Source organism: Haloferax sp. AS1 (genome assembly GCF_014530665.1).
GTDB lineage: Archaea > Halobacteriota > Halobacteria > Halobacteriales > Haloferacaceae > Haloferax > Haloferax volcanii.
This window is the reverse complement of sequence record NZ_SPSA01000001.1, coordinates 2,369,429-2,391,510: the sequence shown is the minus strand read 5'-3', so window position 1 is coordinate 2,391,510 and position 22,082 is coordinate 2,369,429. Positions and strand designations below refer to the sequence as shown.

Annotated in this window: 23 protein-coding genes and 1 tRNA gene; 14 read left to right on the top strand and 10 right to left on the bottom strand. The window is 66.2% G+C overall.

Features of this window, described 5'->3' with window-relative positions:
* Nucleotides 1-29: 29 nt before the first annotated feature.
* Nucleotides 30-995 carry an NADPH:quinone reductase gene (locus tag E4P24_RS12510; RefSeq protein WP_188148540.1) on the bottom strand — a complete coding sequence of 322 codons (966 nt, stop codon included), beginning with the start codon at nucleotides 993-995 and terminating at the stop codon, nucleotides 30-32.
* Nucleotides 996-1,039: 44 nt separating this feature from the next.
* On the opposite strand from E4P24_RS12510, the gene E4P24_RS12505 reads away from it, so the two are divergent.
* From E4P24_RS12505 to sucD, 3 genes are all read left to right on the top strand, one after another.
* On the top strand, nucleotides 1,040-1,894 hold the full coding sequence (locus tag E4P24_RS12505) for a hypothetical protein (RefSeq protein WP_223173930.1): 855 nt from the start codon (nucleotides 1,040-1,042) through the stop codon (nucleotides 1,892-1,894).
* A 310-nt stretch (nucleotides 1,895-2,204) separates the two neighbouring features.
* Complete coding sequence (gene sucC / locus E4P24_RS12500) at nucleotides 2,205-3,350, top strand: ADP-forming succinate--CoA ligase subunit beta (protein WP_004042383.1); 1,146 nt, start codon at nucleotides 2,205-2,207, stop codon at nucleotides 3,348-3,350.
* Nucleotides 3,347-4,216 (top strand): succinate--CoA ligase subunit alpha, encoded by an 870-nt coding sequence (gene sucD, locus E4P24_RS12495; protein ID WP_004062518.1) that lies wholly within the window; start codon nucleotides 3,347-3,349, stop codon nucleotides 4,214-4,216. The genes sucC and sucD overlap by 4 nt, the downstream gene beginning before the upstream one ends.
* A gap of 41 nt (nucleotides 4,217-4,257) precedes the next feature.
* Here sucD and E4P24_RS12490 read toward each other — a convergent pair whose 3' ends face one another.
* On the bottom strand, nucleotides 4,258-4,554 hold the full coding sequence (locus E4P24_RS12490; protein WP_188148539.1) for a zinc ribbon domain-containing protein: 297 nt from the start codon (nucleotides 4,552-4,554) through the stop codon (nucleotides 4,258-4,260).
* Nucleotides 4,555-4,729: 175 nt separating this feature from the next.
* On the opposite strand from E4P24_RS12490, the gene E4P24_RS12485 reads away from it, so the two are divergent.
* The 3 genes from E4P24_RS12485 (at nucleotide 4,730) to E4P24_RS12475 (ending at nucleotide 8,122) form a co-directional block, all read left to right on the top strand.
* Nucleotides 4,730-7,033: a methyl-accepting chemotaxis protein gene (locus tag E4P24_RS12485; protein WP_115802926.1), complete on the top strand. Its 2,304-nt coding sequence runs from the start codon at nucleotides 4,730-4,732 to the stop codon at nucleotides 7,031-7,033.
* A 1-nt stretch (nucleotide 7,034) separates the two neighbouring features.
* On the top strand, nucleotides 7,035-7,472 hold the full coding sequence (locus E4P24_RS12480; protein WP_115802927.1) for a CBS domain-containing protein: 438 nt from the start codon (nucleotides 7,035-7,037) through the stop codon (nucleotides 7,470-7,472).
* A 140-nt stretch (nucleotides 7,473-7,612) separates the two neighbouring features.
* Entirely contained in the window at nucleotides 7,613-8,122 is a 510-nt protein-coding gene (locus E4P24_RS12475; RefSeq protein ID WP_115802928.1) for a DUF2062 domain-containing protein, read from the top strand.
* On the opposite strand, the gene E4P24_RS12470 is transcribed toward E4P24_RS12475, so the two are convergent.
* Nucleotides 8,123-8,272, bottom strand: a complete 150-nt coding sequence (locus E4P24_RS12470; RefSeq protein ID WP_004042373.1) for a hypothetical protein — start codon at nucleotides 8,270-8,272, stop codon at nucleotides 8,123-8,125.
* Nucleotides 8,273-8,495: 223 nt separating this feature from the next.
* Nucleotides 8,496-8,570: transfer RNA gene (locus E4P24_RS12465), tRNA-Val, on the bottom strand.
* 240 nt (nucleotides 8,571-8,810) lie between these two features.
* On the opposite strand from E4P24_RS12465, the gene trpD reads away from it, so the two are divergent.
* Genes trpD through trpG form a run of 4 tightly spaced genes read left to right on the top strand, consistent with a single transcriptional unit; the run spans nucleotide 8,811 to nucleotide 12,655 of the window.
* A complete protein-coding gene (gene trpD, locus E4P24_RS12460; RefSeq protein WP_115802929.1) occupies nucleotides 8,811-9,806 on the top strand; it encodes an anthranilate phosphoribosyltransferase in 996 nt (331 codons plus the stop codon).
* A 1-nt stretch (nucleotide 9,807) separates the two neighbouring features.
* Nucleotides 9,808-10,473 (top strand): phosphoribosylanthranilate isomerase, encoded by a 666-nt coding sequence (gene trpF / locus E4P24_RS12455; RefSeq protein WP_188148538.1) that lies wholly within the window; start codon nucleotides 9,808-9,810, stop codon nucleotides 10,471-10,473.
* Nucleotides 10,470-12,044, top strand: a complete 1,575-nt coding sequence (gene trpE, locus E4P24_RS12450) for an anthranilate synthase component I (RefSeq protein ID WP_188148537.1) — start codon at nucleotides 10,470-10,472, stop codon at nucleotides 12,042-12,044. The genes trpF and trpE overlap by 4 nt, the downstream gene beginning before the upstream one ends.
* The gene (gene trpG, locus E4P24_RS12445; protein ID WP_004042365.1) at nucleotides 12,041-12,655 is read left to right on the top strand and encodes an anthranilate synthase component II; all 615 of its coding nucleotides are present in this window, start codon (nucleotides 12,041-12,043) and stop codon (nucleotides 12,653-12,655) included. Before trpE ends, trpG begins: the two co-directional genes overlap by 4 nt.
* 97 nt (nucleotides 12,656-12,752) lie before the next feature.
* On the opposite strand, the gene E4P24_RS12440 is transcribed toward trpG, so the two are convergent.
* The gene (locus tag E4P24_RS12440) at nucleotides 12,753-12,965 is read right to left on the bottom strand and encodes a hypothetical protein (RefSeq protein ID WP_004042362.1); all 213 of its coding nucleotides are present in this window, start codon (nucleotides 12,963-12,965) and stop codon (nucleotides 12,753-12,755) included.
* A gap of 534 nt (nucleotides 12,966-13,499) precedes the next feature.
* Between E4P24_RS12440 and E4P24_RS12435 the strand changes: the two genes are divergently transcribed.
* The 3 genes from E4P24_RS12435 (at nucleotide 13,500) to E4P24_RS12425 (ending at nucleotide 17,951) form a co-directional block, all read left to right on the top strand.
* The gene (locus E4P24_RS12435; protein WP_004062527.1) at nucleotides 13,500-16,601 is read left to right on the top strand and encodes an adenosylcobalamin-dependent ribonucleoside-diphosphate reductase; all 3,102 of its coding nucleotides are present in this window, start codon (nucleotides 13,500-13,502) and stop codon (nucleotides 16,599-16,601) included.
* A 453-nt stretch (nucleotides 16,602-17,054) separates the two neighbouring features.
* Entirely contained in the window at nucleotides 17,055-17,483 is a 429-nt protein-coding gene (locus tag E4P24_RS12430; RefSeq protein WP_004042359.1) for a type IV pilin, read from the top strand.
* Nucleotides 17,484-17,951 (top strand): type IV pilin, encoded by a 468-nt coding sequence (locus tag E4P24_RS12425; RefSeq protein WP_188148536.1) that lies wholly within the window; start codon nucleotides 17,484-17,486, stop codon nucleotides 17,949-17,951.
* Nucleotides 17,952-18,128: 177 nt separating this feature from the next.
* Here E4P24_RS12425 and E4P24_RS12420 read toward each other — a convergent pair whose 3' ends face one another.
* The 4 genes from E4P24_RS12420 to E4P24_RS12405 all read right to left on the bottom strand — a co-directional run bounded on the left by E4P24_RS12420 (nucleotide 18,129) and on the right by E4P24_RS12405 (nucleotide 20,430).
* Complete coding sequence (locus E4P24_RS12420; protein WP_004042355.1) at nucleotides 18,129-18,317, bottom strand: hypothetical protein; 189 nt, start codon at nucleotides 18,315-18,317, stop codon at nucleotides 18,129-18,131.
* Between the two features lie 53 nt (nucleotides 18,318-18,370).
* Nucleotides 18,371-18,931, bottom strand: coding sequence for a DUF1684 domain-containing protein (locus E4P24_RS12415; protein WP_115802935.1), 561 nt, complete (start codon nucleotides 18,929-18,931; stop codon nucleotides 18,371-18,373).
* 60 nt (nucleotides 18,932-18,991) lie between these two features.
* The gene (locus tag E4P24_RS12410; protein WP_004062530.1) at nucleotides 18,992-19,975 is read right to left on the bottom strand and encodes an aldo/keto reductase; all 984 of its coding nucleotides are present in this window, start codon (nucleotides 19,973-19,975) and stop codon (nucleotides 18,992-18,994) included.
* A 188-nt stretch (nucleotides 19,976-20,163) separates the two neighbouring features.
* Nucleotides 20,164-20,430, bottom strand: a complete 267-nt coding sequence (locus E4P24_RS12405; protein ID WP_004062531.1) for a hypothetical protein — start codon at nucleotides 20,428-20,430, stop codon at nucleotides 20,164-20,166.
* Nucleotides 20,431-20,776: 346 nt separating this feature from the next.
* Here E4P24_RS12405 and E4P24_RS12400 point away from each other — a divergent pair, with 346 nt between their 5' ends.
* A complete protein-coding gene (locus E4P24_RS12400) occupies nucleotides 20,777-21,076 on the top strand; it encodes a hypothetical protein (protein WP_004042347.1) in 300 nt (99 codons plus the stop codon).
* Between the two features lie 12 nt (nucleotides 21,077-21,088).
* On the opposite strand, the gene E4P24_RS12395 is transcribed toward E4P24_RS12400, so the two are convergent.
* Complete coding sequence (locus E4P24_RS12395; protein WP_004062532.1) at nucleotides 21,089-22,024, bottom strand: DMT family transporter; 936 nt, start codon at nucleotides 22,022-22,024, stop codon at nucleotides 21,089-21,091.
* Between the last annotated feature and the right edge of the window lie 58 nt (nucleotides 22,025-22,082).

The window sequence follows — 22,082 nt, the reverse complement described above, 5'->3', positions numbered from 1 at the left end:
CGTCCTCACTTTCCGCGTCGGCGGCCGCGTCAGGGCGTGATGACCAGTTTGCCGAGGACGCTGTCTTCCATGACGGCGCGGTGGGCCTCGGCGGCCTCGTCGAGGTCGTAGGTCCGCGCCACGTCGATTTCGAACTCGCCCGCGCCCATCTGGCCGGCGAGTTCCCGCAGGGGCGCAGAGAGGTCGGGCGTGTTGAACATGCTCATCATCGTCAGCGAGAGGTCCTTCCCCCGGGCCGACGACGACAGGTCGAAGCCGACTTCGGGGTCGTTCTCGCCGATGCCGACGACGCGACCGCCGTGGGCGGCCACGTCGGCGTCGAACTGGAGGTAGTCGTCCAGCCGGTGGTCGAGCGTCAGGTCCACGCCGTCGCCAGTCGCCGCGGCAACGACGGCGTCCGCGAGGTCGTCGCGGTCGTAGTCGAGAACCACGTCCGCGCCGAGTTCGGCCACGCGGTCGTGGTAGTCGGGCGCGGCGGTGGCGATGACGCGAGCGCCGGACGCGGCGGCGAGTTGGACCGCGGCGTGGCCGACGCCGCCGGAGCCGCCGTGAATCAGCACCGTGTCTCCGAGTTGCATCCCGCCGTGGTCGACGAGGGCGCGCCACGCGGTGACGCCGGCGACGCCCGCGCCGCCGGCCGCGACGAGGTCCACGTCGTCCGAGAGGACCGCGAGCCGGTCGGTCGGGACCGCCGCGAACTCGGCGTAGCCGCCGTAGTGGTCCTTGCCGATGCCGGTGCCGACGACGTGGTCGCCCTCCGCGAAGACCTCCACGTCGGCCCCGACCGCCGCGACCGTCCCGGCCACGTCGACGCCGGGAATCATCGGCATCGCGAACGGCTGGTACGACCCCTCGCGGAAGTACGTGTCCACGGGGTTGACGCCCGCGGCCGCGACTTCGACGAGGACCTCGCCCGCGGCCGGCTCGGGCGTCTTGATGTCGTCTACCTGAAGCACGTCGCGTCCGCCGTGGTCGTGGAATCTGACAGCGCGCATAGATACACAGAAGTTCTTATCCTATTACGTATTTTCCCTACACCATGGACCGAAACCTCGCGCCGTGGCAGAAACGAGACGGTCCAATGTACCTCTCTGAGAAACGACTCTTGAACCGGCTAGTAGAGCGTGGGGTTTCCACGCCCGAGGACCTCGCGGAGGACCGGTTTCGAGAGAACGTAATTCGGCTTCAATGCCGCTTGCTCGCCCGTGTAGGGGCAGTCGTGGAAGTCGCTGAAGATACATTCGAAGCGACCGCATCTGGCGAGGCCATCTTCACCGAGGAGGGTTGTTCTCCCTGGTTCTCTGGGGAAGATCTCGTCGTCGATGAGGAACTCTGTGTCTCTGACTGGCGTCTCACCGACTTTTCGAAGCTGGACCCGACAGACATCAAGCAGGTTAATCTGCAGTTCTTCGAAGACCCAGAGAACGACTATCGAATCCTCGATGAGTCGCCAGCATATACCCGACGAAAGATTCTCGGAGCCACCGATTGGAAACTAAATCGCTTGCTCCGCGAGTCTCCACGGACAGAGTCACTCTCACAGCAGTGCGCGCATTGGATGCGTGCGTTCGCTGGGATTCACACGTTTCCGGATGCGAACCACCGAACAGGAATGGCTTCCTTGTACGGTTTACTGAAGCAGAACGATGTCGATTTCCCTGACGAGGAGTGGCCCGGAAATCACATCGAGCGTGCCGTACTGCATTCCAAGATAATTCGTGGCCTCCATTCGAATGTGAAATACAATTCTCTGTGGCTGAAAGACGAGCTATACGTTAGTTGGCATCGCTATTTCAGAAATTTCCTCTTGGACTGCGAGAATCGCCTGCCGATGAAGCCGACGCTCGAACAGCTACGAAGCGTGATCAACCACGGCCGGGAGAACGGGTTTTAGCTCAGTCTTTGTCCTCGGTGACCTCACCGGGTGAACCCATCGCCACGTATTTATCGTGGTTTCTCTCGATGTTCTCGCTGATTAGATCCAGCGTATCTGGGTTCATCTCTGTGTACCATAGAGGGTTGCATATATCCAAAAGTGTTTTCCTATCCAGAGCGTCGAGTTCATCTGCCTCTACGTGTGCTACTCAGACCTCATAGACCGCATATATGCAAAACGAGTGAGCTATGAGGAGAGTCTGACACCGTCGACCCTGAACGTAGATGAATGGGATTTAAGCGCGTGCCTTTCCCTCCCACGCATGGTAATGAAGCTTCACGAATACCAGGCGAAGGACATCTTCGCAGAGGCTGGGATTCCGGTGCCAGAGTCCCGTCTCGCGTCGTCGGTAGAGGAGGTCATGGAGGCGGTCGAGGAGATCGGATACCCCGCCGCCATCAAGGCGCAGGTACACGTCGGTGGGCGTGGCAAGGCCGGTGGCATCAAAATCGCCACGGACGAGGACGAGGCGCGACAGGCCGCAGAGGACATCCTCGGGATGGACCTCAAGGGCTACACGGTCGACCGAGTGCTCGTCGAGGCCGGCGTCGACTTCGAGAACGAACTGTACGTCGGCGTCACGATGGACCGAAGCGAGGGCAAGCCCGTCGCGATGGTCTCGACGGAGGGTGGCGTCAACATCGAGGAAGTCGCAGAGGAGAACCCGGACGCAATCGCCCGCGAACACATCGACCCCGCGTTCGGCCTGCACCCCTATCAGGCCCGCAAGGTCGTCTTCGAGGCGGGCATCCCCCGCGACGTGGCCTTCGACGTGGCCTCGTTCCTCACGACGCTGTACGACCTCTACGAGTCGAACGACGCCTCGGACATCGAAATCAACCCCGTCATGATTACGTCCGACCGCGACATCGTCGCCGCGGACGCCGTCATGAACATCGACGACGACGCCCTGTTCCGCCACGACGACCTCGCGGCGATGGAAGAGGACGCCTACGAGAACGACCTCGAAGCCAAGGCCGGCGAGTACGGCTTCGACTACGTCCGCCTGTCGGGTAACGTCGGCATCATCGGCAACGGTGCCGGGCTCGTCATGACGACGCTCGACCTCGTGGACTACTTCGGCGGCGAACCCGCCAACTTCCTCGACATCGGCGGCGGCGCGAAGGCCGAGCGCGTGGCGAACGCGCTGGACATGGTGTTCTCCGACGAGAACGTCGACTCCGTCGTGTTCAACATCTTCGGCGGCATCACCCGCGGCGACGAGGTCGCCAAGGGTATCAACGAGGCGCTGGAGAGCTTCGACGAGATTCCCAAGCCGGTCGTCGTCCGCCTCGCGGGCACGAACGCCGAGGAGGGGATGGAGATTCTGAACACGGACCTCGTACAGGTCGAAGGGACGCTGGAGGACGCCGTCCAGCGTGCCGTCGAGAACGCACAGGAGGTGTCCCAATGAGCATTTTCGTCGACGACGACACGCGAGTGGTTGTACAGGGTATCACGGGTGGCGAAGGCAAGTTCCACACCCGGCAGATGGTCGAATACGGCACGAACGTCGTCGCCGGGACCTCCCCCGGAAAGGGCGGGCAGGACGTCGACGGCATCCCCGTCTACGACACCGTCGAAGAGGCGGTCGACGAGGAAGACGCCAACGCCTCGGTCGTGTTCGTCCCGCCGGCGTTCGCCGGCGACGCCATCTTCGAGGCGCTCGACACGGACCTCGACCTCGTCGTCGCCATCACCGAGGGCGTCCCGACGCAGGACATGGCCAAGGTCAACAAGCGCCTGTCTGAGACCGACACGCGCCTCATCGGCCCCAACTGTCCGGGCATCATCACGCCCGGCGAGGCCAAACTCGGCATCCTCCCCGGCAACATCTTCGAGGAGGGTAACGTCGGCCTCGTCTCTCGCTCCGGCACGCTCACCTACCAAGTCGTCTCGAACCTGACCGAGCGCGGCATCGGCCAGACCACCGCCATCGGCATCGGCGGCGACCCCATCATCGGCACGTCGTTCGTCGACGCCCTCGAAGCGTTCGAGAACGACCCCGACACGCACGCCGTCGTCATGTGCGGCGAAATCGGCGGCGAAGACGAAGAGCAGGCCGCGAAGTACATCGCGGAGAACATGGACACGCCCGTCGCCGGCTTCATCGCCGGCCGCACGGCACCGCCGGGCAAGCGCATGGGTCACGCCGGCGCTATCGTCTCCGGGTCGGGCACGGGCACCGCTGAGTCCAAGATTTCCGCCCTCAACGACGCGGGCGTCCCCGTCGGTGACACTCCTAACGAGGTCGCCGACCACATCGAAGACTTCCTCTAACTTCGCCCGAAGCGGCTTTCGGTTTTGTCGTCTTTTTTGCGCTATCGCAACCCAGCCCCGCACGGCCCACAGCGCCCGCCGTCGGTCGCGGTCGGCGCGCCGCACTCCCGGCAGACCGCCGTCCGCCGACGCGACCGCTCCCCTGCGGACCGCAGGAACGCCGTCGGGTCGAGCGCCGTCCCGGTCGGCCCGTCGCCCTCGTCGACGACCCTGTCGAGGACGCGCTCGACGAGGGCGTCCTCGCGCATGGCGTCGAGCAGTCTGACGAAGCCGACGAACAGCAGCGACGGCGCGACGATGCAGAAGCCCGCCACGAGCAGGCGGAACTCGGTTTCCATGTAGGTTGTTAGCGCCCAACAGGCGTATGGCTGACGCTTGGTTCGGGGCGGTCTGGCCCACCCGGCCCGTGTTCTGCGCTCGTCGGTGGCTTTTCGACCGTCGCCGCGACGGTCTATTATCTCGTTTGATACTCTGACGCGCGGATTTATACATCGCATTCGGGTCGGTACGGTAATGGCCGAGAATCTCGTTTTGGAGGTCGAATCACGGCTTCCTGATGCGATTACGGAGAGCTACACGCGGCGACTCGTCGCCGCGATGCTGCTCGTTTCAGTCCTCGTCGCCGGCGTCGGAATCGTCCAGTATCAACAGACGGCGTCCACGATAGACGCGGACGCCCGCGCCGACCTACTCACCGAGGCCGAACGCGAGGCCTTGCAGGTGAACACCTGGTTCGACGAGCGCGAACGTCTCGTGGGCATCGTCGCCGACGACCCCTCCGCCGGCAGCACCCTCGACGGGCGCTCCTCGGCGACGCTGACGGCCGCGAAAGAGGACATGCCCGCGGACGTGGCCGCGCTCCACTTCGTCAACACCGAGACGACGGCGGTCATCGGCTCGTCCGAGGAGGGCGCGGTCGGGACGACGCTGTTCGAAGACGGGTCGCTTCCGCTCCCCGCGAGCGCCGACCTCTCGGACGACGGCGTCGAACGAACGACCGTCTACGTCGAAGACGGCGTCGCCTACATGGGCTTCGTCGCGCCGCTCCCGTCCATCGAACCCCGCGCAATCGTCCTCGTCGCCGAGGCGTCCTCGCTCGGGGCCGCGCTCGACGGGAACCACATCGACGGCGGCTTCACCCAACTCGTGACGACCGACGGAAACGTCCTCTACGACGGGGGCGGCGGCCGGTCGAACGTCGCCTATCCCGCCGCCGAGGCGTCCGAACTCGACGCCGCCTTCGCCGGCGAGACGGGCGTCACCCGCCTCGCCCCCGTCGAGGGCCTCGTCTCCTCGCCGCACGTCGTCGCGCACGTCCCCGTCTCCGGCGGCGTGCTCCTCCTGCACGCCCCCGCGAGCAGCGTCTTCGCGCTCTCCCGAAGCGTCGGTCTCGGGATTGCGACGCTGCTCGCACTCTCGGTCCTCGGATTCGTCGTCTTCGCGCTCATCATCCGCGGGAACACCGCGCGCCCGCTCGTCGACCTCGCGTCGACCGTCTCCGCGCTCCGCGACGGCGACCTCGACGTGGCACTCGAAACCGACCGCACCGACGAGTTCGGACAGGTCGTCCGCGGCATCGACAACCTCCGGGACGACCTCCGCGACCAGCGCGCCGACGCTCGCGTTTACAGCGAGGCGATGACCCGCGCGGCCGACGGCGACCTGCGCGTCCGCCTCCCGACCGACTCCGAGAGCCGCGACATGGCGACCGTCGCCGCCGCGTACAACGAGATGATGGACGATATCGAACAGACCGTCGGCACGGTCAAGACCTTCGGCGAGGACGTGGCGACGCTCGCGGACCGCGTGGCCGACCGCGCCGACGACGTGTCCGCCGCGAGCGAGGAGGTGTCGGCGTCGGTCCAGCAGATTTCCGAGGGCGCGAGCGAGCAGACCGACAGTCTCGTCGCCGCCGCCGACGAGATAAACGACCTCTCGGCGTCCATCCAGCAGATTGCCTCGTCGGCCGACGAACTCGTCCGACTCACCGAGGAGGCCGAGGCCCGCTCGCTCGACGGTCAGACCGCCGCCACCGACGCCCTCGACGACATCGACGCCGTGCGCGCCGAGACGGAGGCGACCGTCAGCGAGGTCCGCGAACTCGACGACCGCCTCGCCCAAATCGAGGAAATCGTCGAGGTCATCACCGACATCGCGGAGCAGACCGACATCCTCGCGCTCAACGCGAACATCGAGGCCGCCCGCGCCGGCGAGGCCGGCGAGGGGTTCGCCGTCGTCTCCAATGAGGTCAAACAGCTCGCACAGGAGACGAAATCCTCGGCGGGCGACATCGAGTCGCTCGTCACCGAAATCGAGGCCCAGCGCGACGCCGTCGTCTCCCGCATCGAGCGCATGCAGGCGCAGGTCGAAGAGAGCGCAACCTCGGTCGACGAGGCGCTGTCCTCCTTCGACGGCATCGTCGAGCGCGTCGAGGAGACGACCGCGAGCGTCCACGAGATTTCCGACGCCACGGGCAGTCAGGCCGACTCCTCCCAAGAGGTGCTCTCGATGACCGACGAAATCGCGGGCATCTCCGAGGAAACCGCCGCGGAGGCCGAGAACGTCTCCGCGACCGCCCAAGAACAGAGCGCCGCGCTCGTCGACGTCAACGGGGACGTGCGCGAACTCTCGTCGCACGTGAGTCACCTCGACGACCTCCTCGACGCGTTCGAGGTCGACGACGGCGGCGACGTGGCCGCGACCGTCGACGACGTGCTCGGCGACGAGGCGGACGCGGAGGCGGCCACCGACGCGGACCGGGGTCGTCCCGCACCCGAGTCGAACCCCGACCGAGAACCCTCGCCCGCGGACGACTGAGATGCGCGTCGACGACATCATGACCGAGGAGGTGGCGACCGTCGAACTGGGGTCGAGCGTCGCGGACTGCGCGCAGACCATGCTCCGCGAGGGCGCGGGGAGCGTCGTCGTGATGGCCGACGGCGGTCCGGCGGGCATCGTCACCGAATCGGACGCGCTCCGCGCCGGCGTGGCGAGCGGGAAGCCGCTTTCTGCGGTCCCGACCCGCGCGGTCATGTCGAGTCCCATCAAGTGGATTCGGCCGGACTCCACGACGCGCGTGGCCGCCGAGCAGATGCGCGAAAACCGGGTGAAAAAGCTCGTCGTCGTCGACGGCTCGGAGATGGTCGGCATCGTGACCGCCACGGACATCGCCTTCCACCTCTCGGACGTGGCCCGCGGCGTCGGCCAGATGATAGAACTCAAGGACAAGTGGGAGTCGGACCGCCGATTCCGCTGACCGCCGCCCGTCGCCCGCCAGTATCCGGTCGCCGGTCGCCGGTCGCCGGTCGCCGGTCGCCGGTCGTCCCACGGCAACCGCTATTACTACCCACCCCCGGCGAAGCGTTGATAACGCCGTCTCGCATCTAGTCACGTCGAGTGTACGACCGTCTCGCGTCGATTCGTCCCCGCGTCAGGTCCGGCCTCGAACGAGCGTTCGCGGCGGACCACACACCTCACGAGGTGGCCGCCAGCTTCGCGTTCGGCGTCTTCTTCGTGGCCATGCCGACCGCAGGGACCGCCCTCGCGCTGTTCGCCCTCATCGGCTACTTCGTCGAGCGGGCGAGCCGACTCGCGCTCGTCGCCACGCTCGTCGTGTTCAACCCGCCCGTCAAGTGGGCGGTCTACGGCGCGAGCTTCTGGCTCGGCTCGCATCTGCTCGGGCCGGTTTCGGGAGCCTCGGTCGCAGACGTGTCGCTCAGTTCCGGCCTCGATATCCTCCTCCGACAGCTCGTCGGCAACACGATTCTCGCCGCCGTCCTCGCCGTCGTCGGCTACGCGGTGACGCTCCAACTGGCGCGTCTGCACCACCGGCGACAGCGGTCGGCGTCGCCGGCGGGAGCCGCCGAGAGTCGAAGCGACGACGCCCGACCCGACGTGCCGTCGTGACTACCGCTGTGACTGTTCCTCTCTGCCCTCCTCGAACGCCCGGAGCGACTGGACGAGCTTGTAGCCCAGATAGACGAGCGCGAGCGGGATGAGGAGCAACAGCGCCAAGATAACGAGTTCGGGGCCGCCGGGAATTTGCAGGAGGGCCATGGGCGGGGTTCGCGGGCGGGCGGCATAGTGGTTGGTGGTGCGGGAGGCCGTCTGTTCGATTGGATGCTGTGGTGTGCTGTGTCGGGTGACACGCTCGCTTCGCTCGCGTGAACCACACTCGCTCACTGCGTTCGCTCGCTGGTTCAAATCTGCCCGGAACCACGTACACGACGCCGACGCGAGAGACACAGAGGTCTCTCGCGGCCGTGGCGTCGGAGAGAAGTGGGTTGGGGCAGATTTGAACTGCCGGCCTCCTCCATGTCAAGGAGGTGTCATAACCAGACTAGACCACCAACCCGGTTACGGTGCTTCCCGCGTCCGTTCGGACGCATCTCTCCGTTGTCCGGGGTTACAATTTAAGCTTTCGAATCGGACTACGTGCGGCGATTCGGGTCACAGCGCGGTCCCGCCGTCCGAGGCGGTCGATTCGACCCGCGCGCCGACCGGCCGATGCCGGCGATTTTCGCCAGCCCGACACGCTTAAGCCGATGTACGAATTTGTACATCGTAACCCGAAGAAGTACATCGGTGATTACCAATGCAGGATTATATCGAACGTGTGACCGGCGGTGCGGACCTGACTGTCGAGGAGGCGCGCGACGCCGCGCGGGCGGTCTTCGAGGACGCGACCGAGGCGCAAATCGGCGCGCTCCTCGCCGCGCTCCGGGCGAAAGGTGAGACCGAGGCCGAAATCGCGGGGTTCGCGCAGGGGATGCGCGACGCCGCCCTGACCATCGAGCCCGACCGCGGCCCGCTCGTCGACACCTGCGGCACCGGCGGCGACGACTACAACACCATCAACGTCTCGACCACGAGCGCGCTCGTCGCGGCCGGCGCGGGCGCGGCGGTGGCCAAGCACGGCAACTACTCCGTCTCTTCGTCTTCTGGGAGCGCCGACGTGCTGGAGGTCGCCGGCGTGAACGTCGAGGCCGAGCCCGAGTCCGTCGAGGCGTGCATCGAGGACAACGGCGTCGGCTTCATGCTCGCACCCGTGTTCCATCCCGCGATGAAGGCCGTCATCGGCCCGCGGAAGGAACTCGGCATGCGGACGGTCTTCAACGTCCTCGGCCCGTTGACGAACCCCGCCGGGGCCGACGCGCAGGTCCTCGGCGTCTACGACGCCGACCTCGTCCCCGTCATCGCCGAGTCGCTGTCGCACATGCCCGTCGAGCGCGCCCTCGTCGTCCACGGCTCCGGCATGGACGAAATCGCGCTCCACGACGCGACCACGGTCGCCGAAATCGACGGCGACGAAATCACCGAGTACACCCTCACGCCCGCCGACCTCGGCCTCGAACGGGCCCCCATCGAGGCGGTCGCCGGCGGCACGCCGCAGGAGAACGCCGACGACCTCGAAGGCATCCTCACCGGCGACGTGACCGGGCCGAAGCGCGACCTCATCCTCGCCAACGCCGGCGCGGCAATCTACGTCGCCGGCCTCGCGGACTCGCTGGAGGGGGGCGTCGAAGTCGCCCGCGACGCCATCGACTCCGGTGCCGCGAAAGCCAAACTCGACGCGCTCCGGGAGGCGTGAGATGACCCGCGTCAAAGTGTGCGGCGTCACCGACGAAACCGACCTCGCCGCCGTCGACGCGGCCGGTGCCGACGCGGTCGGTGCCATCTGCGACGTGCCCGTGGACACGCCCCGCGAGATTCCCCGCGAGCGCGCCCGCGAACTGTTCACCGCCGCGCCGCCGTTCCTCACGACCACTCTCGTGACGATGCCCGACTCCGTCGACCACGCCCGCGACCTCGCCCGCGAGGTCGGCCCAGACGTGCTCCAACTCCACGGCGACTTCGCGGCCGACGACCTCGACTCGCTCCGCGCGACGGGCGTCGGCGTCGTCCCGGTCGTCGACGCGACCGACCTCGCCCGCGCACGCGACCTCGCGCCCGTCGTCGACGCTATCCTCGTCGACACGCCCTCCGACTCGGGCGCGGGCGGCACCGGCGAGACCCACGACTGGGACGCCTCGCGCGACCTCGTCGCGGCGGTCGACGCGCCCGTAATTCTCGCGGGCGGCCTGACGCCAGACAACGTCGTCGAGGCGGTTCGAACCGTCGAACCTTACGGCGTCGACGTCGCGAGCGGCGTCGAGGCCTCCGGCGGGGTCAAGGACCACGACGCGGTCCGCGCGTTCGTCGCCGCGGCGAAGACGGCTCGCGGAGCGGTCGACGACCACGAGGAGGTCGTCGCGTGACGGCCCCCGACACCGACCGCGAGGGGTTCGTCTCCCTCGCCGGCGACGCGGACGGACCGGTCGTGACCCACCTCGTGGCCGACCTCGACGTGTCCGTGGACCCGCTGGCCGCGTACACGACGCTCGCGGACCGCAGCGACTACGGCTTCCTCCTGGAGAGCGCCGAGAAGGTCTCCTCGAGCAACCCGCAGGGCGCGTTCTCCGCGCCCGCGACGGCCGCCGACTCCCACGCGCGCTTCTCGTTCGTCGGCTACGACCCCGAAGCGGTCGTGACGGTCGGTCCCGACGGCGTCGACGTGACCGACCTCGGCGGCCCCGCCGCGGAGTTCGTCGGCGCGGGCGACGGCGACGTGCTCGACTCCCTGCGCGGCGCGCTCCCCGACCTCCCGCGCGTCAACTTCCCCGAGACGGACCGCCAGACGCTCACCGGCGGGCTGGTCGGCTTCCTCGCCTACGAGGCCGTCTACGACCTCTGGCTCGACGAGGTCGGCCGCGAGCGCCCCGACACGGACGACCCGGACGCCGAGTTCGTCCTCACGACCCGGACCCTCTCGTTCGACCACCGCGAGGACGCCGTCCGCCTCGTCTGTACCCCCGTCGTCTCGCCCGACGACGACCCCGGCGAGGTGTACGACAGCGTCGTCGCCGAGGCCGAGCGCGTCGCGGAAAAGCTCCGCGCGGCGGACGACCCCGCCCCCGGCGGCTTCGAGCGGACCGGCGAGGACGCCGGCTCCCGCGAGGAGTACGAGGCCGCGGTCAGGAAGACGAAAGAACACGTCCGCGACGGCGACATCTATCAGGGCGTCATCTCGCGCACCCGGAAGCTCCGCGGGCAGGTCGACCCGGTCGGTCTGTACGCCTCGCTGCGCGAGGTGAACCCCTCGCCGTACATGTACCTGCTCCGGCACGGCGACCGGCGCGTCGTCGGCGCGAGCCCCGAAACGCTCGTCTCCGTCAGGGGCGACCGCGTCGTCGTCAACCCCATCGCGGGGACGTGCCAGCGCGGGTCCGGCCCGGTCGAGGACCGCCGCCTCGCCGGCGAACTCCTCGCGGACGCGAAAGAGCGCGCCGAGCACACGATGCTCGTCGACCTCGGCCGCAACGACGTGCGCCGGGTCTCGACGCCCGGGAGCGTCCGCGTCGAGGACTTCATGAGCATCATCAAGTACAGCCACGTCCAGCACATCGAATCGACCGTCTCGGGGACGCTCGACCCCGATTCGGACGCCTTCGACGCCACGCGAGCGACGTTCCCCGCGGGGACGCTCACCGGCGCGCCGAAGGTCCGCGCGATGGAGATTATCGACGACCTCGAAGCCGAGCCCCGTGGCGTCTACGGCGGCGGCGTCGGCTACTACTCGTGGACCGGCGACGCCGACGTGGCAATCGTCATCCGAACCGCGACGGTCGACTCCGACGGCGCGGACGACGCCATCACCGTCCGCGCGGGTGCCGGCATCGTCGCAGACTCCGACCCGACCGCGGAGTACGAGGAGACGGAACAGAAGATGGGCGGGGTGCTCGACGCCGTCCGCCGCATCGAGTACGGGACCGAGGAGGCGTCGCAATGATTCGGCTCGTCGTCGTCGACAACTTCGATTCGTTCACGTACAACCTCGTGGAGTACTTCTCCGAGCAGACCGTCGAGGGCGAACCGCTCGACATCGAGGTGCGCAAGAACACCGCGTCGCTCGACGAGATACGCGACCTCGACCCCGACGCCATCGTCATCTCGCCGGGGCCGGGCCACCCGAAAAACGACCGCGACGTGGGCGTGACGAACGACGTGCTCACGGAGCTGTCGACCGAGATTCCGACCCTCGGCGTCTGTCTCGGCCTCGAAGCCGCGGTGTACGCCTACGGCGGCACCATCGGCCACGCGCCGGAGCCGATTCACGGGAAGGCGTTCCCCGTCGACCACGACGGCGCGGGCGTCTTCGCCGGCCTCGAAGACGGCTTCCCGGCCGGGCGCTACCACTCGCTCGTCGCCACGGACGTCCCCGACTGCTTCGACGTCTCGGCGACGACCGACCACGACGGCGAGGCGCTGGTGATGGGCGTCCGCCACCGCGACTACCCCATCGAGTGCGTCCAGTTCCACCCCGAGAGCGTGCTCACGGGGTCGGGACACGGCGTCGTCAGAAACTTCCTCACGGCGGTCGCCGGCTTCGACGTGGCCTGAGTCGGGTCGGGTCGGGTCGGGTCAGACGCGACGGGCGAGACGTGCGCCGCGCCCGAGACCACTCCGTGTCGGCCGCGGCGACGGCCGCGCGCTCGGATTACAGGACGTTGATGCCGAAAAACGAGAGCAACAGCAGCGCGCCCACGACGATGGCGGCGATAGTGACCAGTCGCCACGCGATTTTGAGGAACAGCCGGCCGACGAGGATGACGACGGCGACGGCCGCGAGCACCACGAGCATCTGACCGAGCGGCCCGGACAGCAGGCCGCCGAGCTGTAACGGGGTGAGCGCGAGGGGAGTCAGTACCATACCCCGATATGACACCCGTAGAGCGGATAAGCTTGTGGGCGGTCTCGTCGCGCGGTTCCGGTGTGGTTTTCCCGCCGAAACGACCGATTTCGGCACCCCTGAGCGACTGCGAAATTCGAACATACGAATTCTGATAGTTGTGTGGCTGTCGACTGTCCGGGATTCCTTTATATCCTCTCCGGTGATGCGAGACAGTTCACCATGTGACGGGTTCAGACGCCCTGGCTCCCCCCTCACGTTCTACTGGATATCACCGCCAAGTCTTGCGATTTTTGCGTCACAATTTCACTTCCACTCCGCTCTACCTACGGTTATGTGGTTTCCGTCCGTCGTATGAATCCGTGCAGTTCGGACCCGGTCGTCGGCCGTCGTCGTAATTGAACTAATTATGATACGTTCGGCGGTCGAACCTCCGAGTTCGAAGCCCTTAACCAACCACGCAACACACACCAATATCGTCACCAATGAGCGGAATTTCCGGACACTATCGACGCGACCTCGCTCGAACGCGGCTCGGGCGGGAGGGACAGTAAGATGAGCGACGCGAACCTCTCGACGGACGAACTCGTGCTGCCGGTCAAGCGGACCGAAGGCGAGACCCTCGAAGCGCGGATGACGGGCAACGCCTACAACAACATTCTCCCCGCCCGCTACCTCCGCAAGGACGCCGACGGCGACCTCGTCGAGACGCAGGAGGACCTGTTCCCCCGCGTCGCGAAGAACATCGCGCTCGCGGAAGCCGTCTTCGAGGCCGAAAAACGCGACATCGAACTCACGGTCACGCCCGACCTCATCAAGCCGGACCACCCGCGCCGCGACGAACTCGCCGCGGAGGTCTTCGGCAAGGGCGTCACGGCCGACGACGACGAGGCCGAGACGACGCTTTCGGTCTACAACGTCAACAAGTTCGCCTACGACACCCTCGTCCCCGAACTCCCCGAGGAGGTACGCGAGGTCGTCGTCGAGAAGCGCGAGACGTTCGAGGAGCTGATGGAACAGCTCTCCTTCATGCCGAACTCGCCGACGCTCATGAACGCCGGCGACGAACTCCAGCAGCTCTCGGCCTGTTTCGTCGACTCACCCGCCGACGACATCACGGACATCCACCAGACGGCCAAGGAGGCCGCCGAGGTGTTCCAGTCCGGCGGCGGCATGGGCTACGCCTTCTGGAAGCTCCGCCCCTACGGCGACGCGGTCGGCTCGACCGGCGGCATCGCCTCCGGCCCCATCACGTTCATGCGGACGTTCGACCAGATGTGCGAGACCATCGCGCAGGGCGGCGCGCGCCGCGGCGCGCAGATGGGCGTCATGCGCGTCAGCCACCCCGACGTCATCCAGTTCCTCCACGCGAAGAACAAGGACGTGTCGCTCGCGCACACGCTCCGCCTGAACGACCCCGACGACTTCACCCACACCAAGTTCGTCGACGCGCTCGACGAGGCGCGCGAACTCATCGACGAGGACGGCCGCGTCCCCAAGCACCTCCGCAACGCCGTCGAGGGCCACCTCTCGAACTTCAACATCTCCGTCGGCATCACCGACGGCTTCATGGAGGCGCTGTACAACGACGAGGAGTTCGTCTTCACGAACCCCCGCACCGAAGAGCCGCACGTCGCCACGCCCCAGACGAAGGAAATCTACGACATGTTCGGTCTCGGCGAGTACGTCGAGGTCGGCGAGGTGCTTTCGGTCCCCGCGAAGGAACTCTGGGACCAGATTATCGAGGGCGCGTGGGAGAACGGCGAACCCGGCGTCGTCTACCTCGAACGCGCGAACAAGGAGCACTCCTTCGACGTCGAGAAACACCCCGACCACCAGATTCTCGCCACCAACCCCTGCGGCGAACAGCCGCTGGAGGAGTACGAGGCGTGTAACCTCGGTCACATCAACCTCTCGACGCTCGTCGCGGAGGATTCGCCCGACTGGCGCGTCTGGTACGACGCCCACGGCGACGAGTACGACTCGCTGGAGGCCGCGACGGAGGCGTTCCTCGAAGACGCCGTCGACTGGGAGGAGTTCAACCACCGCATCGAAAGCGGCACGCGCTTCCTCGAAAACGTCGTCACGATGTCGGACTTCCCGGTCGAGAAAATCGAGGAGAAGGTCCGCGAACTCCGCAAAATCGGGCTCGGCATCATGGGTCTCGCTCAGCTGTACATCCAGCTCGGCGTCCGCTACGGCTCCGACGAGGGCAACGAAATCGCCCAGCAGCTCATGACCCACATCAACCACGGGTCCAAGCGGGCGTCCCACGAACTCGCCGAAGAACGCGGCCCGTTCGAAGCGTGGGAGGACTCGAAGTACGCGAACCCGACCGAGTACCGCGAGTGGTTCGAACACCACACCGGCGAGTCCGCTGACGACTGGGAAGACGGCTACCCCATCCGCAACCACAACACGACGACCATCGCCCCGACGGGCACCACGTCGATGGTGTCGAACACCACCGGCGGCTGTGAGCCCATCTACAACGTCGCCTACTACAAGAACGTCTCCGACGACGTGCAGGGCGACGAGATGCTCGTCGAGTTCGACGACTACTTCCTCCGCGTGCTGGAGGCCAACGACATCGACGTCGAGGCCGTAAAGGAGGAGGCACAAGAGCAGATGGCGAGCAACCAGTTCGACGGCCTCTCCTCGCTGTCGACGGTTCCGGACGCCATCTCCGAACTGTTCGTCGTGACCTCGGACCTCGCGGGTATCGAGCACGCGGGCGTCCAGTGCGCCCTCCAGAGCGGCGTCGACTCCGCCATCTCGAAGACCTGTAACTTCCCGAACAGCGCCTCGAAAGAGGACATGGACGAGGTCTACCGCTACATCTACGACCACGGCGGCAAGGGCGTCACCGTCTACCGCGACGGCACCCGCTCGAAGCAGGTGCTCACCACGCGCGCGAAGAACACCGAGTTCTCCGACGACGAGGAGGCCGCCGAGGCCATCGTCTCGCAGATTCGCGACGTGTTCGGCGACGTGGAGGCGTTCCTCGACTCCGAGGAGGTCTCGGACCTCATCGGCAGCGAACTCGAACTCGCCTTCGCCGACTCCCCGAGCGACGTGGGCAAGAAGCGCCCCCGTCCGGACGTGCTGTACGGCGTCACCCAGCGCATCGACACCGGCTACGGGAAGCTCTACGTCAACATCAACGAGGACGAACACGGCGAGCCGTTCGAGCTGTTCGCCAACATCGGCAACTCCGGCGGCTTCACCGCCTCCTTCACCGAGGCGCTCGCCAAGACCGTCTCGACGTCGCTCCGCTCGGGCGTCGACCCCGAGGAGATTGCGAACGAACTCAAGGGTATCCGGAGCCCGAAGGTCGCCTGGGACAAAGGAGAGCAGATTAACTCCATCCCGGACGCCATCGGGACCGCGATGCGGCGGTATCTCGACGGCGACATCGACAAGGGCTACCCGCAACAGCAGAACCTGACCGAGGTCGAAGCCGAGGCCGCCGCGGCCGAGGACGCCAACGCGGACACCGACGGCGGCGTCGCCGTCGACGACGGGTCCGACAACGACGCCGTCGCGGACCTGCTCGCGGCGGGCGAGAGCCCCGAGTGTCCCGAGTGCGGCGAGATGGACCTCTACTACTCCGAAGGCTGTAAGACCTGCCAGAACTGCGGCTGGTCCGAGTGCTGAACGCGAGGTAGTACCCCGTCGCAGTCGCGGTCTCGTCACGTTCGTTCCGCGTTTTTCTTTTGTGTCTCCGCTCCGCGAGTTCGTACTATCTCGTCTCTCGTCGCCGTGTTCGACGCGGTCGTGAACGGGGACAGCCGGGGTCGTGACCGACCGGTAAGCACGGCGACGAACACGGGATAGAAAAGAAACCTCCGAGAACGTGTCAGATGTTCTTTAAAATTCTCTCTCGAAGGGAGTGGTTAGGGACTTAAACACAATATAAACACTATATTAATGCCCGAATTCGAGGGCGAAATTGACCATTAATCTGGTACGTAGATTTAAGTTATCCCGGGGATACGAGTCGGGTGGACACACCGCGACGGGTGCCGGGCAGGGATGCTGGTCGCGCAGCGACGACCGCGCCACCGGCGTCTTCGGCGAGCGATACCGTCCGGGTGTCGGACATAACGCATGCAACTCAAACATCTCTTCACGGAAGACCGTGCAGTCAGTCCCGTCATCGGGGTTATCCTGATGGTGGCGATTACAGTGATTCTCGCGGCCGTCATCGGGACGTTCGTCCTCGGCCTCGGGGACCAAGTCAGCGAAACGTCGCCGCAGGCGAGCTTTAGCTTCGATTACGACGGCACCGACAACTTGACGATCACCCACGAGAGTGGCGAACAGATTGCCGCGAACCAAGTCACGATAACCGGTAACTTCTCCAATTCCGGTAATAACTGGACCAGTTACGGTGGCTCCGACCCGATCACTGCAGGTGGGTCCGCCGTTGTAAACAACTCCGGTGGATTCGCTGACGGCGACACCGTTCGCGTCGTCTGGAACTCGCAGAGTGGCAGTACGTCCTCTACGCTCCAGCAGTGGACCTACAACGGATAGATGAATTTCAAACACCTCCTCGCGGAAGACGACGCGGTGTCGCCGGTCATCGGCGTCATCCTCATGGTCGCGATTACCGTCATCCTCGCGGCCGTCATCGGGACGTTCGTCCTCGGCCTCGGGGACCAGGTCGGCGACACTGCTCCGCAGGCGAGCTTCGGCTTCGACTACAACGGCACCGCCCTCACAGTCACCCACGAGAGCGGTTCGTCCATTGACGCCGGGCAGGTCAACATCACCTCCTCGGTTGCCCTGAACGACTCCGCGGGTCAACTCGCAGGGGCGAGCGGGACGACCGAGACCTGGGAATCGATAACCTCGGATTCGGAGATTACCGCCGGGAGCCAAGCGACGGTTGTCGAGCAGAACGCCGACGACCTCTCGACCGCGACTGTTCGAGTCATCTGGACCTCCGAGAGTGGCAGTAACTCCGCCACCCTCCAGAGCTGGTCCGGCCCCGACGCCTGAACGCGACACAGCCTTCGCGGCATCGTTTTCTTCCGACTGGCCGACCCACCGAGCCGCGGCTGATTCGACTCCTGCGGCGCGCGTCCGGCCGCGTCGCTGACACCCGATCAGACGGACAAACTACGTCGTCGCGAGAACAGCCGATTCTTCGCCGTTACAACGGGGAACGCGCCGGTCTCAGACCGGGCGGCCGTCCTCGGACGTGCCGACCATCCACGTTCCGAGGGTGAGCGCGCCGGCACCGACGACGAGTGCGTAGGACATCACCTGCGCGGAGTTCGGCAGCATTCCCGGCAGCATAGCGAGCGTCCCGACGATCATCAGCACCATCCCGATGACGGCTTTCTTCGAACTGAGCAGTCCCATGTCGGTCTCTCCGGAAGCGTCCGATATGGAACTTGCGCTTTTGATTCGCCGGGTTACTCGTAGTCCCGTTCGCCAGCAGGAACGACCACGTCGAGCCAGTTCTCCTCCGGCGGAAGCGGACATTCGAAGGTCTCGGTGAACGCGCAAAACGGGTTGTACGCGAGGTTGAAGTCGACGACGACCTCCTCCAACTCGTCGAGGGGCGCGTCGGGCGTGAGTTCCATGTACCGACCGCCGTTGTAGGTCTGCTGTCCCGTCGTCTTGTCGCGGAAGGGGACGAACAGCGTCGGCGAGTCGTCGTGTTCCTGACGATACGCGCCGAGGGTGAGGTCGGTGTCGCGGAGTTCGAAGTGGAACGTGGCGACGCGGAGATACCGGACCTCGCCGTCGGTCGAGGTGTCCATCGTCACCGGCTCGGGGTCGGCGTGCGTCTCGACCGACGCGGTCACGCGGTAGTCGGGGTCGGGGTCGAAGTAGTCGAGGCCGTCGAAGTCGTCCCGTTCCTCCGGCGGAATCGGTGACTGCGGGTGCGACCCGAAGAAGTCGTCTTTCTCCTCGCGCTTCGCCCGGAGCTCGGAGACGTAGGCGTCGGCGTCGAACGCGTCGTCGGTCATACGCGCCGATACCCGCCGACGACACCTACACCTGACGGTTCGGGGCCGCTTCCGAAGCTGTTACGCGGACAAGTGACGCTTGGCGACCGAGATGCGTTCGAACTGGTCGGGCGTGAGGTCGATGTCCGCGGCCACGACGTTCTCGCCGAGCTGGTCGACCGTTCGCGCGCCGACAATCGGCGCGGTGACCTGCGGGTGATGCATGAGCCACGCGAGGCTGACCTGCGCGGGCGACGCGCCGACCGCCTCGGCGACCTCCTCGACCTGTTCGAGCGCGTCGAAGTTCGCCGGCGTGAGATACGAGTCGGCGAATCGCTGGTCGTTCGCCGCTCGGGAGTCCGCGGGCGGGCGCTCGTCGCGGGCGTACTTGCCCGTGAGGAAGCCGCCGGCCAGCGGCGACCACGGGACGATGCCGATGTCGTAGTCGGCGCACATATCGAGGTAGTTCCCCTCTATCTCGCGGTTGACGGCGTTGTACCGCGGCTGGGCGACTTTGAACGGCTCGTAGCCGCGCTTGTCGGCGAGTTCGTTCGCCTTGACGACCTTCCAGGCGTTGGGTTCGAGCGTCGAGGTGCCGAGGTAGTTCACCTTCCCGTCGCGGACGAACCCGTCGAGCGTCCGCATGAACTCCTCGACCGGCGTCTCGTCGTCCCACCGATGGATGTACAGCAGGTCGACGTAGTCGGTGCCGAGCCGGTCGAGAATGCGGTCTATCTGGCGGCGGAGGTGCTTCCGGTTGAGCCCGCGGCCGTTGGCGTCCTCGCGGGTGGGCCAGAAAACCTTGGACGCGACGACGAACTCCTCGCGGTCGCGCTCGGCCAGCCACTCGCCGATGTACGTCTCGCTGGCACCGTCGCCGTACATATCGGCGGTGTCGATGAAGTTCCCGCCGGCGGCGGCGTAGGCGTCGAGCAGCTCGTGGGCGCGGTCGCGTCCGACCTCGACCGCGCCGTCGTCGTTCTGCCGACCGAACCGCCACGTCCCGAACGCGAGCTCGGAGACCGTCGTTCCGGTCCGTCCCAGTGGAACCATCGAAAGCGACATACTGACTCCGAAGACCGGACCGCGGTAAAGCGACTCGGTTCCCGATGGTCGAACGTGAGGGACATCCGGCAGTGGCCGGATGGCCGCACAGAGCCCGAGAGACGGGAAACGAGAGGACGGCCGCGGAGATGGAGGGAAAACGCAGTTCGTTGTCGTAAACCACGACCCGCGCCGGTGTACGACCGCGTCTACGAACGGGCGTAGTTGTGGCCGATGACGAGCGCGAGCGCGTTGACTGCGAGAAGCGCTCCGAAGACGGTGAACTCGCTGGCTTCGAGGCCGCCGAACAGCAAGGGAAGATACAGGAACGGGAGGGCGACTGCGGCCCAGAAGCCGACGAACCGAAGCGGTGCGGCGACGAGTTCGAAGCCGAGGCGGAGCGGCCGTTCTTCCGTTACGACCTCGCGGAGTTGGGAGAGGCGTTCACGGGGGACCGTGGATGGGGAGTTCGACATTGGTTGGGGGGCACCTACGACTACAACATGGAGCGGAGGGGTCATAATTAGGTGCGAGAATTCGACTCGTTTCATACTCGTTTACCCACGACTATCCGGTAAATGTGAAGTTTCATCGATAGACGAGCGGCCGCCTAATACTTCATAACCTCGCCTAACTCTTTTATTCACGGAATAGTCACGCGTTCTTGAACGGTCGTCGAACCCTGAATTTCCGCGGGTTTTCTCCGGTTCGAACGCGGCGCTCGATACGGTCGGGAGCCCGACACGTCGCCCGCGGTCCGACGGATGGTTCGGTCGGCGTCGCTCCCGCAGGGATTTAGCCCGCGGGCGCAACTGTCGGGGTATGCCCGACCTCAATCGCGTCGCAAAGCGCATGTACAACATCCACCCGAACGCTATGCGCCTCGTCGTCGGCGAGGAGATAGACGGCACGTTCACGCTGGAGAGCGCGGAGTTCTTCCAGACCGACTTTCAGGCCGAAGGCGGACTCGACGGCGACGACGCAGTCTATCGGTTCGCGACGACGGAGCACAACGACGCGGTCGTCGTCGGTCGACAGCGTCCCGGCGAAGACGGCTGGACGATGATCGGAGAAGTGGAGACGGTCGAGCGGGTTGACGCGACGGACGCGACGGACGCGTAGCCGCGCGCCCACTCAGTCGGTCGCGCGGGCACCGTCACCGAATCGATAGCGGAGTTCGCGCCGAATCGCCCCGCGCTTCAGGAGGACGAACCCGAGGAAGATGAGGGCGAACCCGCCGACCGTGGACGGTGTCGGAACCTCGCTCAGGAACGCCCAGCCGGAGAGCGCCGCGAAGACGGGGGCGACGTACGAGACGAGGTTGATTTCGATGGGACCGAGGCGGGCGAGCAGGTCGAAGTAGATGAGGAAGCCGAGCGCGCTCGCCGCGAGTGAGAGATACGCGAGCGCCGCGACCGACTGGACGTTAAGGACGACCGCCCCGGGGCGCTCGCCGAGGCCGAGGGACGCGACGTGCATCAGACCCGCGCCGAGGAGCATCGACCACGCCTCCATCGTCTCGATAGGCAGCTCCGAGTCGACCCGACGTGTCAGGACGGAGCCGAGGGCGAAGGCCGCGGCCGCGCCGAAGATGAGGAGTTTCGCGACCGTACCGCCGGCGAGGAGGTTGCTCGGGTCGAGTTCCGAGAGGACCGCGACGCCGACGAGTCCGAGGAGGAGGCCGACGACGCCGAGGGGGGTGAGTCGCTCGCTCGGAAGCAGGAGTCGCGCGAATCCGGTCGTGAGCACCGGACTGAGGCTCACGATGACGGCGGCGGCGGCGCTCGTCACGGTGGGGTCGGTCTCGCCGATAAACAGGAGCGCGTGGTACGCGGCGATAAGGAACACCGCGCCGATGGCGACTTCGGTCCACTCGGCTCTGCCGCGCGGGAGCGGCGAGTCGGTGGCGTACAGCGCGTAGGCGAGCATCACGACCCCCGCCACGTCGTACCGGAGCGCCGCGAACAGCACCGGCGGGAAGAACTCCAGCCCGGCTTTGATCGCCATGAACGCGGACCCCCAGACGGCGGCGAGGACGACGAACAGACCGACGTTTCGATACCGTGTCACAGCGATGGTGCGCCCGGTAGGGGCCTGAACGTTTCGTTACGGGGCGGTTTCGCCGGTG

Coding starts and splice junctions, on each gene's coding strand:
- E4P24_RS12510 (WP_188148540.1), bottom strand. CDS start 995: ATGCGCGCTGTCAGATTCCACGACCACGGCGGACGCGACGTGCTTCAG.
- E4P24_RS12505 (WP_223173930.1), top strand. CDS start 1,040: ATGGACCGAAACCTCGCGCCGTGGCAGAAACGAGACGGTCCAATGTAC.
- sucC (WP_004042383.1), top strand. CDS start 2,205: ATGAAGCTTCACGAATACCAGGCGAAGGACATCTTCGCAGAGGCTGGG.
- sucD (WP_004062518.1), top strand. CDS start 3,347: ATGAGCATTTTCGTCGACGACGACACGCGAGTGGTTGTACAGGGTATC.
- E4P24_RS12490 (WP_188148539.1), bottom strand. CDS start 4,554: ATGGAAACCGAGTTCCGCCTGCTCGTGGCGGGCTTCTGCATCGTCGCG.
- E4P24_RS12485 (WP_115802926.1), top strand. CDS start 4,730: ATGGCCGAGAATCTCGTTTTGGAGGTCGAATCACGGCTTCCTGATGCG.
- E4P24_RS12480 (WP_115802927.1), top strand. CDS start 7,035: ATGCGCGTCGACGACATCATGACCGAGGAGGTGGCGACCGTCGAACTG.
- E4P24_RS12470 (WP_004042373.1), bottom strand. CDS start 8,272: ATGGCCCTCCTGCAAATTCCCGGCGGCCCCGAACTCGTTATCTTGGCG.
- trpD (WP_115802929.1), top strand. CDS start 8,811: ATGCAGGATTATATCGAACGTGTGACCGGCGGTGCGGACCTGACTGTC.
- trpF (WP_188148538.1), top strand. CDS start 9,808: ATGACCCGCGTCAAAGTGTGCGGCGTCACCGACGAAACCGACCTCGCC.
- trpG (WP_004042365.1), top strand. CDS start 12,041: ATGATTCGGCTCGTCGTCGTCGACAACTTCGATTCGTTCACGTACAAC.
- E4P24_RS12440 (WP_004042362.1), bottom strand. CDS start 12,965: ATGGTACTGACTCCCCTCGCGCTCACCCCGTTACAGCTCGGCGGCCTG.
- E4P24_RS12435 (WP_004062527.1), top strand. CDS start 13,500: ATGAGCGACGCGAACCTCTCGACGGACGAACTCGTGCTGCCGGTCAAG.
- E4P24_RS12430 (WP_004042359.1), top strand. CDS start 17,055: ATGCAACTCAAACATCTCTTCACGGAAGACCGTGCAGTCAGTCCCGTC.
- E4P24_RS12425 (WP_188148536.1), top strand. CDS start 17,484: ATGAATTTCAAACACCTCCTCGCGGAAGACGACGCGGTGTCGCCGGTC.
- E4P24_RS12420 (WP_004042355.1), bottom strand. CDS start 18,317: ATGGGACTGCTCAGTTCGAAGAAAGCCGTCATCGGGATGGTGCTGATG.
- E4P24_RS12415 (WP_115802935.1), bottom strand. CDS start 18,931: ATGACCGACGACGCGTTCGACGCCGACGCCTACGTCTCCGAGCTCCGG.
- E4P24_RS12410 (WP_004062530.1), bottom strand. CDS start 19,975: ATGTCGCTTTCGATGGTTCCACTGGGACGGACCGGAACGACGGTCTCC.
- E4P24_RS12405 (WP_004062531.1), bottom strand. CDS start 20,430: ATGTCGAACTCCCCATCCACGGTCCCCCGTGAACGCCTCTCCCAACTC.
- E4P24_RS12400 (WP_004042347.1), top strand. CDS start 20,777: ATGCCCGACCTCAATCGCGTCGCAAAGCGCATGTACAACATCCACCCG.